Source organism: Microcoleus vaginatus HSN003, from assembly GCF_022701255.1.
Lineage (GTDB): Bacteria > Cyanobacteriota > Cyanobacteriia > Cyanobacteriales > Microcoleaceae > Microcoleus > Microcoleus vaginatus_B.
The window spans coordinates 5,525,044-5,543,048 of record NZ_CP031705.1 but is presented as its reverse complement, the minus strand read 5'-3'; the positions used below and the strand labels follow the sequence as shown (position 1 = coordinate 5,543,048).

8 protein-coding genes are annotated in these 18,005 nt (G+C 45.7%); 6 read left to right on the top strand and 2 right to left on the bottom strand.

The genetic code is table 11. The features are described from left to right. Nucleotides 1-135 precede the first annotated feature (135 nt). From D0A37_RS23965 to D0A37_RS23940, 6 genes are all read left to right on the top strand, one after another. Nucleotides 136-3,780 (top strand): diguanylate cyclase domain-containing protein, encoded by a 3,645-nt coding sequence (locus D0A37_RS23965; protein ID WP_242718190.1) that lies wholly within the window; start codon nucleotides 136-138, stop codon nucleotides 3,778-3,780. 93 nt (nucleotides 3,781-3,873) lie between these two features. Then, nucleotides 3,874-4,368: a phosphohistidine phosphatase SixA gene (gene sixA / locus D0A37_RS23960; RefSeq protein WP_242718188.1), complete on the top strand. Its 495-nt coding sequence runs from the start codon at nucleotides 3,874-3,876 to the stop codon at nucleotides 4,366-4,368. A gap of 234 nt (nucleotides 4,369-4,602) precedes the next feature. Then, complete coding sequence (locus D0A37_RS23955) at nucleotides 4,603-5,748, top strand: citrate synthase (RefSeq protein WP_242718185.1); 1,146 nt, start codon at nucleotides 4,603-4,605, stop codon at nucleotides 5,746-5,748. A gap of 375 nt (nucleotides 5,749-6,123) precedes the next feature. Continuing rightward, nucleotides 6,124-9,639 carry a sacsin N-terminal ATP-binding-like domain-containing protein gene (locus D0A37_RS23950; protein WP_242718183.1) on the top strand — a complete coding sequence of 1,172 codons (3,516 nt, stop codon included), beginning with the start codon at nucleotides 6,124-6,126 and terminating at the stop codon, nucleotides 9,637-9,639. Continuing rightward, nucleotides 9,629-10,750, top strand: a complete 1,122-nt coding sequence (locus D0A37_RS23945; protein ID WP_242718181.1) for a hypothetical protein — start codon at nucleotides 9,629-9,631, stop codon at nucleotides 10,748-10,750. The genes D0A37_RS23950 and D0A37_RS23945 overlap by 11 nt, the downstream gene beginning before the upstream one ends. Nucleotides 10,751-10,788: 38 nt before the next feature. Beyond that, complete coding sequence (locus D0A37_RS23940) at nucleotides 10,789-12,099, top strand: IS701 family transposase (RefSeq protein WP_242718179.1); 1,311 nt, start codon at nucleotides 10,789-10,791, stop codon at nucleotides 12,097-12,099. Nucleotides 12,100-12,315: 216 nt separating this feature from the next. On the opposite strand, the gene argZ is transcribed toward D0A37_RS23940, so the two are convergent. After that, nucleotides 12,316-14,430, bottom strand: coding sequence for a bifunctional arginine dihydrolase/ornithine cyclodeaminase (argZ, locus tag D0A37_RS23935; protein WP_242718177.1), 2,115 nt, complete (start codon nucleotides 14,428-14,430; stop codon nucleotides 12,316-12,318). A gap of 382 nt (nucleotides 14,431-14,812) precedes the next feature. After that, complete coding sequence (locus D0A37_RS23930; protein WP_242718175.1) at nucleotides 14,813-17,575, bottom strand: PAS domain-containing protein; 2,763 nt, start codon at nucleotides 17,573-17,575, stop codon at nucleotides 14,813-14,815. Between the last annotated feature and the right edge of the window lie 430 nt (nucleotides 17,576-18,005).

Below are 18,005 nucleotides of genomic sequence, written 5' to 3'. Positions count from 1 at the left end.
TCGTATTTTAAACATAAAGTTTTGGTGTTTTTCTCAAGCAAACAACCCGTTGGTAAGACGTGAAACAAATTTTAATATTTATTTGTTGCGGGTTAGAATAGTAAAAAATAGCTTAAAAAAAAAAGGAACACGGAGATGTTTACAAAACCGACTTCCTCTTTGTCGTTAGAGAAAATTCTAGAAAAAATTTCAGAAATTGCACTTCAACTCAACGAGTTCGCGGAGGTGGAGACAATTTTACAATGTGCGGTAGAAGAAACCAGGGTGCTGCTGCAAACCGATCGCGTGATTATTTATCGCTTCCTACCGCCTAGAGATGGCGTAGTATTTGCTGAATCGGTTGATGCCCAGTGGCGGCAAATCCTAGGAAAACAGATTTATGATCCTTGCTTTGAAGCCACCTGGGTAGAGCGTTACAGCCAGGGACAAACGAGCAGCATTTGTGATATTTACAGCGACCATCTTCAAGCTTGTGATGTCGAATGGCTCGATCGCATCCAAGCTGAGGCAAATTTAGTTGCGCCAATCTTGCTAAATGGCAAACAGCAGCAATCTCCCAAGCTTTGGGGACTGTTGATTGCTCATCAATGCCGAAGTCCGCGTCAGTGGGAACCTCTCGACATTCAGATCCTGCAACACATTGCACTGCACATCGGTTTGAGGATGCGGCACCTGGAATCTCACCCCCCGGTGCTGGGGCTAAACCAACCGCCGCAACTCGAAACAGAACCGAATCAAACTGCTGTTAGCACAGAAAGCCTCCCAAGAGTCAATCCTCAAAATTCCCTGCAACCAGAATTTGCCTGTTCCCTAAGCGGGGATATTGTCCACCTCAAAGCCTTTGACTTGTTGCAAAACCCGATCTGGATATTTGATATTAAGGATTGGCAAATCCAGTGGGCAAACCAAGCCTCCTTGTACCTGTGGAATGCTTCCACGCGCCAGCAACTCGCGAGCAGCAACTTTAGGGATATGTTGTCAGAGTTAACTCGGATTCGCTTGCAGAGCTATCTGCAGCAGTTGGAGCAAGGTCAAACCTTGTCCGAGCAGTGGACGTTTTATCCGGGCGGTGAGCCTGTTTCTGTCTGCTGTCGGTGCTCTGGCATCAGGATGGATAGCGGGGGTTTGGCAATCCTGGTCGAGGGTAAGGTCGAAACCGCTCCTCAAATCGAGCCGGAAACCCTGCGATCGATCGAGGCACTCCGACACACGACGCTCATAGTTTCGCTATATACCCTCGAAGGTGTGCCGCTGCTGCAAAACCCGGCGGCCTTGCGCTGTTATGGGGATGCGCTGCACCCTCGCTCTGCGACAGACAATGCTTTTCTAAGCCGCTTTGTTGACTCTCAGGTAGGGGAGCGAGCAATGGCAGTTCTTAACTCCGGTGAGGTCTTTAGCACCGACGCTCAAGTGATTACTCTGGCGGGGGTTCGCTGGCACGGGCTGGACGTGCGGTGTACCAATGACCCGGTAACAGGCAACCCGATGTTGCTCGTGAACGAAAAGGATATTACCCATCGGCAGCAGATAGAAACAGCCCTGCAAAAGAGTGAAACCCGCTTGTCAGAAGCCCAGCAGGTTGCCCACATAGGTAACTGGGAATTTGACGTGATTGCCGGTACAATTACCTGGTCTCCCGAACTATTTGAGATTTTGGGACGATCCAGGGCCCTGGGCGAACCTACCTATGAAGAAAACCTGCGGCTTTACCATCCCGAAAGTGCCGAACAGCTACACATGGTAGTTCAACGAGCGCTCACTCGCGGAGAGCCTTATCTATTGCGGCTCAAAATCCTGCGCCCGAATGGTTCTATCCGCCATACCGAAGCCAGAGGACAAGTCGAACTCAATGCAGAGGGACAAGTCATTCGGTTGTTTGGTACATCCCAAGACATTACGGATCTTGTCAAGGCGGAAACAGAACTCAGAGAATTGAGTACAGCTCTTGCTAATGCAGTTGAGGGTATCTCGCGGCTGGATATTTTCGGACGGTACATCAACGTTAATCAAGCCTACGCGAATATAGCAGGTTATCAGCCTGAAGAAATGGTTGGTATGAATTGGCACAAAACAGTTCATCCCGACGACTGTGACAGGATGATGGCGGCTTATCAAAAAATGCTAGCCGAGGGCCGAGTGGAGGTTGAGGCCCGTGGTATCAGGAAAGATGGCTCGATCTTTTACAAGCAGGTGGTGCTGTTGGCAGCCTACGACTCGCAGGAGCGATCGATCGGGCATCACTGCTTTATGAAGGATATCACCGCTCGCAAGCAAGCAGAAGCATTATTACAGCAAGAGTTCCAGCGTCGGGCTGTGGTGATTGCCACCCAACAGGAAATCGCCATCCGCAATCCTAACCTGGATGCAGTGATGGCGGTGATTGCAGAGAGGACTCAAGATTTGACCCGCGCCGATGGATCGGTGATTGAAATGGTTGAAGGGGATGAGTTGGTGTATCGGGCAGCCAGCGGTATTGTCACCCCCTATGTTGGATTACGCCTCAAAGTAGAGACAAGTTTATCGGGAAAATGTATTGCGACCGGTCAAATAATGCTTTGCCACGATTCAGAAACCGATGCACGGGTGGATCGGGCTGCCTGTCAGCGGATTGGTCTCCGGTCAATGGTGGTTGTTCCCTTGTTCTATCAGGACGATCGGGTTGGCGTCTTAAAAGTTGTTTCAGCTACACCCTGTGCCTTTACAGAGTCAGATATTCATACCTTACAACTGATGGCGGGGTTTTTGGCTGGTAGCCTCCATCTGGCTTCAGAGTTTGATGCTAAAAACATCCTCCTGAGTCAATTACAGGAAAGTGAGCAACGGTATCGTTCTGTGATTGCGAGCATGACAGAAGGCGTCGTACTTCAGTTAGCAGACGGACAAATTAGTACCTGTAATGCTAGTGCCGAAAGAATTCTAGGGCTGACCCCCGAACAAATGATGGGTCGTACATCCGTAGATTTAGACTGGCGAACTGTTCGAGAAGATGGCTCTCCCTTCCCCGGCCAACAGCATCCGGCAATGATCACCCTACAGACGGGAAAACCGCTATCAAATGTGGTGATGGGTATTCACAAATCGGATCAAACGCTGACTTGGATTTTGATTAATTCTCAACCGCTGTTCCATCTCAATCAGTCTCAACCCTATGCAGTAGTGACGACTTTTGCTGATATTACAGAACGCAAGCGGGCCGAGGAGATGCTCAGACACCGGGCGGAACAAGAAAGATTAATTGCTACGACAGATGGGTTAACACAAGTAGCAAACCGCCGCTGTTTTGATGAGCGATTGCAGTCGGAATGGCACCGGCTGATGCAGGGGAAACAACAGCTTTCGTTGATTATGTTGGATGTAGATTATTTCAAGCGATATAACGATTGCTACGGACATCAAGCTGGGGATACTTGTTTGGTGCAAGTGGCGAAGGCCGCAGCAGCCTCGGTTAAACGTTCTACCGATTTGTTTGTGCGCTATGGGGGCGAAGAATTTGCTGCTATCCTGCCGAGTACGGATGCTGCAGGGGCGATCGCGGTTGCTGAGTCGATGCGTCAGGCAATCCGACATTTGGCAATTCCTCACGAGCAATCTGATGTGAGCGCGATCGTGACTGTTAGCATGGGAATTGCGACTGTGATTCCCTGCTTGGGAACGTCACCGGATGAACTCGTTGCCGTCGCCGATCGAGCATTGTATGATGCGAAACGACAAGGGCGCGATCGCTACGCCTCTAACGCAAACCCGATGAGGGTGGCAGATTTCAATGCAGTTGTAGAATAGGCAAAAGATGTCGATCGCGCCAAACTTCACGCATAAGTTCGTAGGCGTAAGCCGGGGCGTAGCCATCGCACAGCTATCAAAAGGACAGCGACAGTGCATTTATATCTGATCCGTCACGGTATCGCAGCCGAACCCGAAGAATATGATACAGACTCAGAACGCCCGCTGACTAAAGAGGGCGATCGTAAAACCCGGAAAATCGCCCAGCGGCTGTACGAACTCGAAATTCAGTTTGACCTGATTCTCACCAGTTCCCTAGTGCGGGCGCAGCAAACCGCCCAAATCCTGCGAACAGTCGGTTTGAGTTCCAAAATAGAAGAATCCGGCGCCCTCGCACCCTCGGGAGACATCGGGAACTGGCTGGAGTGGTACAAACAGTGGCAAGAAACAGGTAGCCGCAGCTTGGCCATGGTGGGCCACCAACCAGACTTAGGCCACTGGGCAGAAACTTTGCTTTGGGCTCGATCGCAAGATGCCCTGATTCTCAAAAAAGCAGGTATCATCGGCTTAATCCTCCCCGAAACAGGCTCCCCAGTGGGCCGCAGCCAAATGTTTTGGCTAACTGCGCCCAAGTTTTTGCTCCCCTAGAAACAGGGAACCGCCCCGACATTAACAGGACGCGCCAGCCCTCTTAAAACGGCATTCGGGGACGGCGAAACCGGGAAAAAGAAGCGACAATACGCAGCGGTGCGATCGGGCTGGCGTGTTGAAAAACCCGGTTTCTGAACCGCAATTAAATGATTATCTGTCAAGACTGTGACACTATCTTCGTTTCTGGTAATGTACTTTTAGTAGATTGAACTCATACAAAACGGTATCGCAATGGTCGTCGGCGAATTCAAACCAGGTTTAGAAGGTGTTCCCGCCACCTTGTCCAGCATTAGCTACGTCGATGGACAAAAAGGGTTGCTGGAATATCGCGGGATTAGCATCGAGGAACTGGCACTGAGAAGCTCCTTTCTGGAAACTTCATATTTATTAATCTGGGGGGTACTTCCGACAAAGGAAGAACTCGAAGCTTTCGAGCATGAAATTCGCTATCACCGCCGGATCAAATATCGCATCCGGGACATGATGAAATGCTTTCCAGAAAGAGGACATCCAATGGACGCCCTGCAAGCTTCAGCGGCTGCTCTGGGCTTGTTCTACTCGCGCAGAGCTCTGGCTAACCCAGCATACATTAGAGAAGCTGTAGTGCGGCTGCTAGCTAAAATTCCCACAATGGTAGCAGCGTTCGAGCAAATGCGACGGGGAAATGACCCGGTGCGGCCGAGGGATGACTTGGACTACTCGGCTAACTTTCTTTATATGCTCAACGAGCAAGAACCCGATCCGCTGTTAGCTAGAATTTTTGACACTTGTCTGACTCTTCACGCTGAACATACAATTAATGCCTCTACATTTTCGGCAATGGTAACAGCTTCGACGCTGACAGACCCTTACGGGGTAATTGCTTCAGCAGTTGGCACTTTGGCGGGACCGCTGCACGGGGGAGCTAATGAAGAAGTGATTGATATGTTGGAGCAAATTGGTTCGGTAGAAAATGTCCGGCCTTTTGTCGAGAAGTGCGTTGCAAACAAGGACAAAATCATGGGCTTCGGTCACCGAGTTTACAAGGTGAAAGATCCGAGAGCAACTATTCTTCAGAGGTTAGCAGAACAGTTGTTTGAGAACTTCGGTCACGACGATTATTACGACATTGCTGTCGAGTTAGAAGAAGTGGTTGAGGAGAAATTGGGTCACAAAGGAATTTATGCAAATGTAGATTTCTATTCTGGCCTGGTTTACCGAAAAATGGGAATTCCCCTGGACTTGTTTACGCCGGTTTTTGCGATCGCCCGCGTTGCCGGTTGGCTGGCCCACTGGAAGGAACAGCTAGAGGCAAACCGCATTTACCGCCCGACTCAAATATATACCGGCACTCACGGTGCTCCTTATATTGCGATCGAGGACAGACTCCCATCCTAAAGCAAAATTATCAACCCAGATATGAAGATGGCGAGAAGAATTGTTTTGCTTTCGTGAAGTGGTAATTAAAAATTCCTTTCGCGTTGCGAGTCAGGAAGCAATCTCTGTCTGCCACGATCTGCCCTGCTGGGTTTTACCCCTCTTGTAGGTTGTGCTGTTTGTTGGCGACAATAGTAACAAGTGACGATTTTCAGGAACTCCGGTCCTCAGGCTTGCGGGTCTGAGGCTTTTTATTGCAATATTACGAATAGCTTTCGGTAGGTTGCTGCGCGCGCACCCTACTTGTATTTACGCTTCGCTTGTATAGTATTAGGTACAAAGTTAAGATGCGCGATCGCATTTAAATTCCTCCCGCTTTTAGTCGTCAGAACATCTATGGCTTACAGCAACAGCGAAATTGAGGGCAAGTCTTTCTACCAATCCGAACCCTTGATAGCCCGCTTGAGAGGGATTATCCGAGATTATCCCGAAGGCGTTGGCATTATCAAAGAGTTGATCCAAAATGCTGACGACGCTAAAGCAACGCGGGTAGAAATTATTCTTGATTGGCGCCACCATCCGGTCAAACAATTGCCTGACGATCGTATGGTAGTGCTAATGGGGCCGGCGATGTTAGTCTACAACGATCGCGTGTTTGCAGATAAAGATTTTGAGAGCATTCGCAGTCTGGGACAAAGCGAAAAAGCGCGAGATTTGCAGAAAACGGGTAGATTTGGCGTCGGGTTTAATGCAATATATCACGTTACAGATTATCCGAGTTTCGTATCGCGCGATCGCATCATCTTTTTTGATCCTCACGGTGCAGCTATTCCCGGGACTTCCCGACAAGAACCCGGACGCGAGTGGAATTTAGCAGACGCTAAATGGTACGAACAATATCCCGATTTTATGCAAGTCTACGCAGGGGGAGGATTGCCATTAGGAGATACAAATTTTCAAGGCACTTTGTTTCGGTTGCCCTTGAGAACCGCAGAACACGCTAAAAATAGCGAAATTTGCAAACAAGCTTTTACCGAATCCAACGTCAAGGAACTACTAGACGCACTGATTAATTCAGGTGAAGAACTGCTGCTATTCCTGAAATCTGTTCAGGAAATTAGAGTTTACGAAATCCCCGCCAACAGTCAAGAAACTCGGCAAGAAATTCTGGCGATTGTTACCCAGAACCAGCAAGAAGTAAGAGAAGCGCGGCAACAACTCCTCGATGCAATTCCCAAAACAGCAGACCAATTGCTGGAATTGTGCCACAAGAATCCCGCCGGTTTAATATCAGTTTCTTACCGCCACGAGATAGAAACAATTAGCGGGAATCGGAATACCAAATCAACTTGGAGAACAGTAAGTTTAATTCGCACAGATGAAGGCGGTGAGTTGGCAAAAGTCATAAAAGCAATGTACGAAAGCCAAGAAAAAGTCTTGCCTTGGGCGGGCGCTGCTGCTAGGATTAATGCTGTTAGTACCGAGGAAAACCCTCAACCTGTGGGCGGGAAAGTTTACTGTTTTTTGCCACTTCCCCTGGAAACTGGGCTACCCGTTCACATCAACGGTTTTTTTAATTTAAATAGTTCGCGGGACAACCTCAGCAGCGACAGCGGACAAACTGGAAAAGACCGACCGAGATCTATTTGGAACCAACTACTCGCGCAGCACGTTTTGTCCCACGCTTATGCTAACTTAATTGTTGATTTAGTGCAAGATATTGGCAGGTATCAGGCAGAGGAATTTTATAAATTTTGGCCGGTTAGCAAAATTACTGTCAGCAAAGTTCTAGAAGAACTGCCGCGCTTTGTAATCGAGTTATTATATCATAAAAAAGTTGTGCGCTCCGCTGTAGAACACGCTGTAAATGAACGTCTATTGGGCGTGATAGTGATGTCGCAAACAAGATGGGTGACGCCTCCGACAGTCAGAAATCTACCTTCTAAAAAGTTGTGGGACAACTTATTAGAACCGCTGCGCGCCGACAAAATTGACATTCCCGAACCGCCATTGCCAGAGTCAATTTTGGGAGTTTTCAAAGATGCAGGTTTGCCCTTGCAAACATTCACTGCGGCGAACTTGCGAAAGCACTTAACCGAAAATAAAGAGTTAGGTGTACCTTTGCAAAATGCACCGAAACCAAGCTTGCAAAATAGACATTGGGTTGCGAATATGCTGCGCTATTGCATCAACGACAATCACCGAGATTTGCGCGGTTTGCCGTTAGCTATTCTCGCTAATAATACTTTACAAGTATTTGGTTATAACCCCATAGGAACAGTTTACATTTCAGAGTATGCACCAAGGCAGATATTTGCCAATCATCTAGAATGGTTTTTGCACGGAGATTTAACCAATGTATTGCCTCCACATAACATGATTGGCGTTTCAGAGATGAATGCCGCAGAAGTAGCGAAGAAATTGGTGCACGTAATTGGTTCAACGCAGTCAGAATGTGATTGGCAAGCTGATGCACCACATCCACCAAATGCAGAGTGGCTGACTCTCGTATACAATTATTTTTTCAATATCTCACCCAGATATCTGTCGCAAGAAACAATCGATGAATTGAAGAAAGTTCCGCTGGTTCCGGGAAATGATGGGAAGCTTTACAAAGGAGGAAAACTTGACACTCCTTTGTTGGGCGGCGATAATATTGCAGGAGAAATGATCGAAGCTGTACAGTATTTTGGGGTGACGCTTGTCAAAGCACCGGTAAAACTTGAAAGTGCGATCGCACAATTTGCCCAACGACACAAAAATCAGTTAATTTCGTTTGTGGTTGGTCCAGATGTCCTAGATACAGTATCTTCGCGCTACGCCCGAGGTTTGCCACCCTACCACCAAAAGCATTATACATCTCTCCTCAATTTCCTGGCAAATTCAGAGCCAATAGATTACAACCAAGATAGCCTCAACAAGCTGCGTCAACTTCCAATTTACCCCACAACTTCCAACGAAATAGTTTCCCTCAACGATGAAAATGTCTACCTTCCTGGCGGCGGATACGAACCGCCAGAAATTGCAGGTACGTTGAGGCTTTTACGCCTAGAACAAAATCGGGAATGGCTGCGGCTATTCCAACTTTTGCAAGTTCCGGTACTGAATCGCGCTAGACTAATTCGCGAGTGCTTGTTGCCTGAGTATGCGTCGTTTGCCCCGGAAGAACAATTAATGGCGCTGGCGTGGATTCGAGATCATCTGAGTGAAGCTTGCAAAGAACTAGAAAAGGGAGGAGAGGATGCTTCTTCATTCAAGGAAGAGCTTAAAAAGGCGCGTTTGGTACGCTGTAGCGATCGCAGATTACGATCGGCCGAATTAATTTACACTCCTGAAAATCAAGTAATCCGCAACATTGTCGGAAATTTAGCAGCTATTCCAGACATGGAATTTTACTCGCAGGATGAGCTACTCTGGCTCGATTTTTTCGAGGCTTTGGGTATGCGGAGAACCTTGAGTGCAGATGACATTGTAGCTTGTGTTGACAATCTAATTCAAACCGCAAATCGTTCAGGTGCAGCGGCAGTAACCGATGCTTGCATTGCTGTTTTTAACTACATCGTTGATAATGATAATTGGGATGAACTAAAACATACGAAAATTGCCAATACCAACAAAACACTGGCTGAAACACTCGCAGATAAGCCTTGGATTCCTGTCGAGCAAAATCCTCAAAAGTTAAGCCAATATCCCGGCGCGGCGATACCTGAACCAAGGCTGTATCGCGCTAAAGATGTCTGTTTCATTCAAGATGTTCGCCTAGTTGCTAGCCAAAAATTTTTATTTGCACGCCCTGAGTGCGACTTGCTGAAGCCCGAAATCAGAACTGCACTTGGTTTTGAGCCTGTAGATACCACTACAGTTATCTACCACTTTGATACACTAATCAAAACTTGGGAAAATGACAGTTGAAATCACGACATCCGACGATCTAAACGCACATTTACAATCAGTAAAGGCAATTTACAAGTATCTCGATGATACTTTCATCCAAGGCAGTATTTCCAGCGAACAACGCCAGCAAATTCAAAAGCGCTTTGCTCACCGTCAATGTCTGTGGGATGAGTCTAGGGGTAAGTTTTGGCGGCCAAAATACGCTTTTTTGGATGACGTGCCTTTTTTCGGCAACCGCCGCACAACTATAGCGGTTTCTAATCCATTTTCCGAAGTCTATCAGCTTTTAGGGCAAGGGATATCGCCTGTTGTGCAAGATTACCTAGATTTTCTCGAAGAATTAGCAGCAGAGTACAGCAACACACCTTTAAACGCAGCAGATAAAAACTCTGCGATCGAGGTCATCGGCCGTCTAGAATCTCAACAGTCATTAGAAGGCTGCACAGTTAAAAACCCACCGATACTTACTGCTAACATCACACTTGCTCCCGCCTGTGAAGTTCTCATCCCGGACGCACCTTGGCGCAAAGATTACATTGATCCCAACCAGATACTGCACCAGCAAATCTCCCCAAAATTTGCCCAAGCTGCGGGAAGTCTTTCTTTATTAAAAGATGTGATTGAACGTCCGACGACGGTAAAAAATGCCCTAAATGCTAAAAGTAATGATTGGTGTCTAGAATGGCAAAATACGCTAAATTCCCCAGAATTTCTATCGGGTTTAAAGCGGCTGATTTTCCACGAGCGCGACTCTGAACCAATCCTCGATATCATCTGGATTGCCAAGGCTAAAGTTTCGCCAGCTAGTCAAATTCATGTAGATTTATTCTGGAAGGGTGAAACCCAAATCGCGGCATCTATACCGGGGACTCAATACTTTGATGAGTTGAATAAAATATTTCATATTATCAGTAGCAGTAGCAGATACATTATGCTCTGCTATTTAGCAGAGAGTATTAATGCTCGACTCGGCGAATATGCAGTGCAAAATCTGCTGCCGCTGGCAAGCATTCTGGATGCTGAGCCGAACAATATTAATGCTTTGCTAAATGAGTTGCGAATTAGGTCTTTACCGGGCGATTTGTCTCCCGTCACCGCCCCTAACCGTCTTTTGTCACTCTCGTGGTAGTATAAGCAGTGACACACCCCAAAAGCATTGCCAGTCCTATGGTAGAGCCTCGTAAACCAGTACCCACAGTCAAATTTATAGATGAATACTGTCAAATTTACCAAAACATATTTCCAGAAGTTAGGAGCTTTGAAGCTTTTAAGTACTTACATATCGGTATGATATCGGACATAAAACGCAAAACACTACCATCAATAGCGAAAGTTATAGGGCTAGATAATCATCAAGGATTACACCATTTTTTAACACAATCACCTTGGGATGTACAAGAATTAAGTCAGCAACGATTAGAATTAATATTATATGTACTTCAAGGGCGCCCAATAGTACTAATAATTGATGAAACCGGAGATAAAAAAAAGGGGGATGCGACTGATTATGTAAAACGACAGTACATTGGAAATTTAGGTAAAACAGATAATGGTATCGTTGCAGTTACAGCGTATGGTGTTTTATCTGGCATGACTTTTCCTCTATTATTTGAAGTTTATAAACCTAGAGAAAGACTGCAACCAGGAGATCAATACCTAACTAAACCTGAAATTGCAGCGAAAATGATCAAACAATTGCGTGCGATGGGATTTAAATTTAATCTTGTCCTAGCAGATAGTTTATACGGAGAGAGCAGTAAAAATTTTATTCAAATACTAGATGAATTGAATCTAAATTTTATTGTGGCAATTCGCTCTAACCACAAAGCATGGGGAGTTACAGACGCGAAAGTCAAATATTCAGAGTGGCAAAGATTCAAACGTGTCTTCTCTGATTTAAGCTCGGAAGACAGATATATAAGAGAGATTATTTGTGGTGATAATCCGGAAATTAAATATTGTCAAATCACAACTGATAAAGAGGAGCTTCCCAAAAACACTACTTGGTATGTAATGAGTAAATTTCCCAACATTACACCCAGAGAAGTAGGTAATTTTTATGGTTTAAGAACTTGGGTAGAATATGGTTTGAAGCAAAGTAAAAACGAATTAGGATGGGCAGATTTTCGCTTAACTAATTATCCACAAATAGAAAAATGGTGGGAAATTATTTTTAGCGCTTATTTGATGGTTAGCCTCCACTCTGAACAACTGCTAAAATTACCACCACAATCTGAATCTAATTTTTCATCACATCCTTGGTGGGATAAAGGAAAGGGGTGGAAGAATATTCTTAACAACCTCCGTTTAATACTTCAACCATTTGTACTATTTAACTTTATTAAACCTTGGCTACAAGTTTTTACTGTTCCTAAGTTATCCGAGGGCTTTTTTAAGCTTCAAATGCTTGTCAATAATTTAACTCGTTCAATTTTTCAAAACCTCAATATCCCTTATGGCAAGTTTTCCTCTGCGTAGAGTGACAAAAGAGGGCTAATTTAGAAATTACATCGTCTGCAGGAGAAAACGGCGATCGAAAGGGCGATCGCTCAATTTATTGGGGCGCATTTTGAGCGATGATAATGAGCATTATTATCGGCTCTGTAAGGTACGCAATGCGTACCCTACCAGCCTCTATTCTTCAGTCCGCGCAGGCGGACTTCGTTTGTATAGACGCGGTTTCAACCGCCGAATCTAAACAGATTGAGTTACATGATGACGGCTAGTCAATTTATCCAATTGATTCACCAACAAACTTAGGAACAATCCCACATCGGTAACAACTCCAGTAGATTCGATCGAACCCCGATCGCTCAATTTCGTCACCACCGCCGGATTAATGTCCACACAGACCATCTTCACACCAGCCGGCGTCATATTTCCCACACCAATTGAGTGCAGCATAGACGACAGCATTAACACCATATCCGCACCGCGTAACAGCTCAGTATATTCTTCTTGAGCCTTAACTAAATCCATTTGCGTGTCGGGAAGTGGGCCGTCATCGCGGATCGAACCTGCTAGGGAAAACGGTATATTGTTCTTTACGCACTCATACATCACACCGTTAGTAACCAGGCCTGCTTCAACAGCTTTTGCAATACTCCCGTAACGCCGCACAGTGTTAATTATTTTCAAGTGATGGCGGTGTCCGCCGCGCACAGCTACGCCACGTTTCATGTCAACCCCTAAAGAGGTTCCCATATTCGATTGTTCCATGTCGTGAACGGCGATCGCATTTCCACCTAACAACGCTTGTACGTAACCTTCGCGAATTAAGTGTGCTAAATGTTCGCCACCGCCGGTGTGGATAACAACAGGCCCCGCCGTAACTACAACTTTGCCACCACGATCGCGAATTTGGCGCAATTCCCACGCTACTTGTTCTACTACCAATTCTACGCGGCGCTCGCTAGAAACGCTGCCGGACATAAAGCTGAATTCTTGAGAATTGCGCTGTTCCCGCGATTCGGTTTTGCGGATGGTGCGGATACCCACTACATCTACAACGACTTTTTCACCTACTTTTAAATCTCGCAGTAATTTGCACTTAGCCACCGGGCCATCGGCAGTTTCAGTAATAGCAACTGCACCGTCCATCCGCTGATTTTGCACTTTCACCCACTGGTTATTTACCCGCACTTCTGTGGGATAAATCGTACTTACATAAAAGTCGTCTGGGCCGACACCATCTTGCACTACCGGCTCTAAAATAGCATCGCAAATCTCTTGCGGCGGGGGCACTGCACCCAAGTCAATCAGCATTCCCATGATTTCTTCCATCACATCATGGGAAGGAGCAGAAACTTTAACGTCTGCAGATGACGTGCTTTGCCGCTGCTCTCCTAAATTGAAATTGAGCACTTGGAAACTGCCACCGTTTTCGATAATTAAGTCTAAAGCGCGACTGATTAAACCGGCATCTAGGAGGTGGCCGTCCATGCGAATGGTGCGGCTTTCTACCATCACGTTTGCCGATCGATCTTCTTGCACCGGTTCTGTTACCCGCAGCGTCAAACACTTACAGGCGCCGCCCGCTTTCAGAAATTCGGTCATCGGCGTTTCAATTACTTGAAAACCAGCCTGAGTAATGCGCGTTTTCAAGGCTTCGCTAACCTTGTTCATTACCACAACTTTGTCAATATTGACGGCATTGCAGGCAAAGTTAGCGGCATCTGCTTCTTCAATGGCAATGCGTTTTTCCGGCGCAACTCGCATTTCAATTAAGCGGTTGGAATACGAGTCAAATGCTGCTGGATAGTAGAGCAAATAGCCGCCTGTCAGAGGACAAAAACAGGTGTCTAGGTGATAGAAACGTTCGTCAACTAAACGCAGCGAAAGCACTTCAATGTTGAGCCATTTTGCTAGTAACGGGTGCGAGTCGAGTTCGGAACGGAAGCCGTATCCGGCCCACAACCAGCGTCCTTCGCGATCGAGCAAAGCATCGCCAGCGCCCTCAAACGGCAAGTCTTTCGGGAGTTCGTGCACGGTGAAACCTTTGCTTTCAAACCATGCTTTGAAATAGGGCTCTTCGCCTTGGCGTTCTTTGTGATAGAAACGGCTGAGGACGAAGGTATTGCCTAAAAGTAAGCCTGCGTTGGCGGTGAACACCATATCCGGCCAGCCTTTTGCCGGCGGTACGAGGTCTACAACGGCGTTGTCTTTGAGGACGCGGTAGAGTTTTTCCCACTGTTCGACGGCGCGATCGCGCGATGATTTGTGTACGTTGCCCTCCATCCACGGATTAATCACGTAATCCACATCGTAGTGGTCAGGAGCACACATGAGGAAACGAATTGAGTCAGTCATAATTCAGTTAAAATGTGGTAGACGCTACAGCAGACGTATGTTGACAGAGTTTGTATAATAGCAACTGTAATATTCACTACTAATTTTAGCAGCCCAACGTCTGGAGCCTCAAAAGGCTAACTCTTAATTATATCATGCTTAGGATGAGATTAAACTAAATCACCAACCGTTTTGATAAAATACTGGTGAAAATATCAGGTTATGACGCACTCTAAAATAGGTTCTGATAGACGATTAATATGCTCTCCCTTGAATTGCTCCCAATCAGAGAGTGGGGGCGGGTTGCGGCTCATCTCTGGCTTATCTTATAGATTAGATTGTTGGTGAACCCGCCGCTACAATAATTATCGTTAATTTACCGCACATGATTTCACAGCTTATCCTAACTTTTAACTTTTAACTTTTGCGAAATCGGTAGTGTGATCGCAAATTCTGTTCCCCGACCTACTTCTGAATAACACTCCAACTTACCGCCGTGGGTGTCTTTAACAATTTGGTAACTAATCGACAACCCCAAACCAGTCCCACTGCCGATGGGTTTGGTAGTAAAAAACGGGTCAAATATCCTTGACTGAACTTCGGGACGGATACCGGGCCCGGTGTCAGAAATCCGCACACACACTTGATTTTCTCGGCTGACTTCAGTAACAATGCTAATCTGCTTAACTTTGCAAGTACAGTTTGCTGATGACTCTTCCACAGCGTCGATCGCATTCAACAACAAATTCATAAATACCTGGTTTAATTGAGCCGGATAACACTCGACTTTGGGCAGTGTGCCGTAATTTTTAATAAGTTGAATTTCCCGAGGTTTTGGCTGTGACTGCAATCGGTGCTGCAAAATCACCAAAGTGCTCTCTATCCCTTCATGAATGTCTATTACTTTGCGAGCGGTTTCATCGAGTCTGGAAAAGTTTCGCAAAGACAGCACTATCTGCTTAATTCGATTCGCACCTTCTTGCATTGAAGCCATGATTTTCGGAAAATCCTCAGCGATAAAATCCACCTCGACTTCTGCCAATTCTTGGGCTATTTCAGGAACGGGTTCAGGATAGTATTGCTGGTAGAGCTGGAGCAATTTTATTAAATCGCCAGCGTACTGTTTGGCGGGAATAATATTGCCGTAGATGAAGTTGACAGGGTTATTAATTTCGTGGGCCACTCCCGCTACCATTTGCCCGATACTTGACATTTTTTCGGATTGAATGAGCTGGGATTGAGCATTTTTTAAGTATTCCAGAGCTTGTTCTAACTGTTGCGCTTTTTCCCGTTCTCGCAGTTCGCTAAGCAGCAAATCTGCTTCGGCTTGTTTGCGATCGCTAATATCCATTACTGTTCCCAACAGTTTGATTACTTCCCCGGTTTCGTTAAAAACAGCTTCTCCTCTTCCTTCCACATATATGATTTGACCGCTAGGATGAAAAAATCGGAACTCTCTTTTGTAGGAAATGCCTTGCGACATAGTGAGGGTGACACTTTTTTGAAACAAGTGTCTGTCCTCGGGATGACACATCTTTAAAAGTTGGGCAGATGTCGGTTCAGTTGCGGTTGAGTCAAGACCAAAAATGCGGAATACTTCTTCTGACCAAGTAATTTTATGGGTGACTAAATCAAATTCCCAACTGCCGATATGGGCAATTTTCTGGGCTGCTGCTAGACTAGCTTCGCTTTGTTGAAGTTTAAGTCGCTGTTGTTTATCTTGTTCGACAAGATTGGCTTGAGCGATCGCAATTCCCATCTGTGCCGCTACAGCCTTCAATAATCTGATCTCATCTTGTGTCCAGTGACGCGGGCGATCGTACTGGTGCAAGCATATCATTCCGTTGGCTTTTCCCTGATAGGAGGTGCGGATGGAGATCATCGACTTCAAACCTATTTGACAGTACAAATCTCTGACGTTTTCTAGCAGGGGTTCGGCAAAAACATCGTCATAAACTACAGGTTGATCTTGGGACAATAAAAACTGAGTGTGACGATTGCCATCTACGGGAATTTCTACATCTAAAAGCGATTTTGCTGCGGTTTTCCTGTACTCAGCGACATTAAAAATTCGGGGAAGTGGGTGTTCTGTGTAGGTGTGAAGCAAGCAGCAATCGGTATTAAAAATTCGACCTATTTGGGCCGTCGCGGTGTGAAAAACTTGCTCTTGATTTAAGCTGTAGCGGATTTCGAGAGTAATTGTTTCTAGCAGAAATCTTTGCTTGATTTGCCGTTCCAAAGCAGCTAAAGCTGTTTTAAGTTCGAGTTCTGCTTGTTTGCGATCGCTAATTTCAGTAGCAGTTCCCAGAATTTTCCAAGGTTTGCCCTGGGCTGTTCTGGCAAACACGCTCTCCCGGCTGCAAAACCACCGATATTTACCATTCTTGTGCTGTATCCGGTATTCAAAATCAAAGCTTTCGCCATCTTTTGCTGTCTCAATTTTTTTTCTTTGTTCTGAGAATGCAGGGATATCGTCAGGGTGTATTAACTTAGGAATAAATGTGGCTGCCATCTCCTGTATTTCTTCAAAAGTGTAGCCAATATCGCTATAGATTTCGCGGTTGACGTAGAGACTTCTCTCTTCTATCAAATCATAAACGTACAATAAATTAGGATTCGTTTTAATTACTGCCGACAGCCAGTGCTGGCTTTCTCGTAGTTGTGCTTCGATCCGCTTGCGTTCTTCTATTTCAGCTTCTAGCATCGCATTTTTCGCTAAAAGTTCCTTAGAAAGCCGACTGAGCAGCAGTTGATTTTCGACGCGGGCCACGACTTCTTCTATTTCAAACGGTTTAGTAATGTAGTCTACCGCCCCCAACGAAAAAGCTTTGACCTTATCAAAAACTTCATTTAAAGAGCTGATAAAAATCACAGGAATATCTTTCGTTTTCGGAGACGCTTTTAACTGTTCGCAGACTTGATAGCCATCCATACCGGGCATCATGATGTCCAGCAAAATCAAATCCGGTGGACTCGATACAGCAAAGTTGAGGGCCAATTTGCCATCTCGTGTCGGCCGCACTTTATATCCCCGCCTAGACAAAAGCCGGGATACAAGTCGCAAGCTTTCTGGATTGTCGTCCACCATTAAAATATTTTCTTGTAAAGCAGTGTTTGGAAGTCTAATTGTTTCTCGTCTGGGATTTTTTTCGTCAGTTTTATTCACAGCAGACCCTCAAATTATTCAACTTTTCTATGTGGGAATACTTTTAAGTTATTAACCGTTTGTAGCTAACACTCTCAGGTAAACCAGCACAACTCTTGGGTAGATAGCACACTCCTAAATTATCTGTAATTATATCAAAAATAAGAATAGTTGGAAAATGTGTGGAAATCTAATTCTCGCAGCCCATCAAGAAAACAGCCGAGATGCCTCAAATCACAGACTCAGCAAGCAATTTTGATTAAAGGTAAAATTTTTACAAGGTCTAGAAACCGGTTTCGCCTGCCTTTACCTGGTGGCTCGCTATTGTGTTTTCTAAGCAAATATCCTTAGTCGGAATGACAATTAAAACACCCTCTGATCAGTGGTGTCAACTTAAGACTAAAATCCTTTGTTTCTCTGGTTTCTATCCAAGTCTTGAGTCCGGTAAATC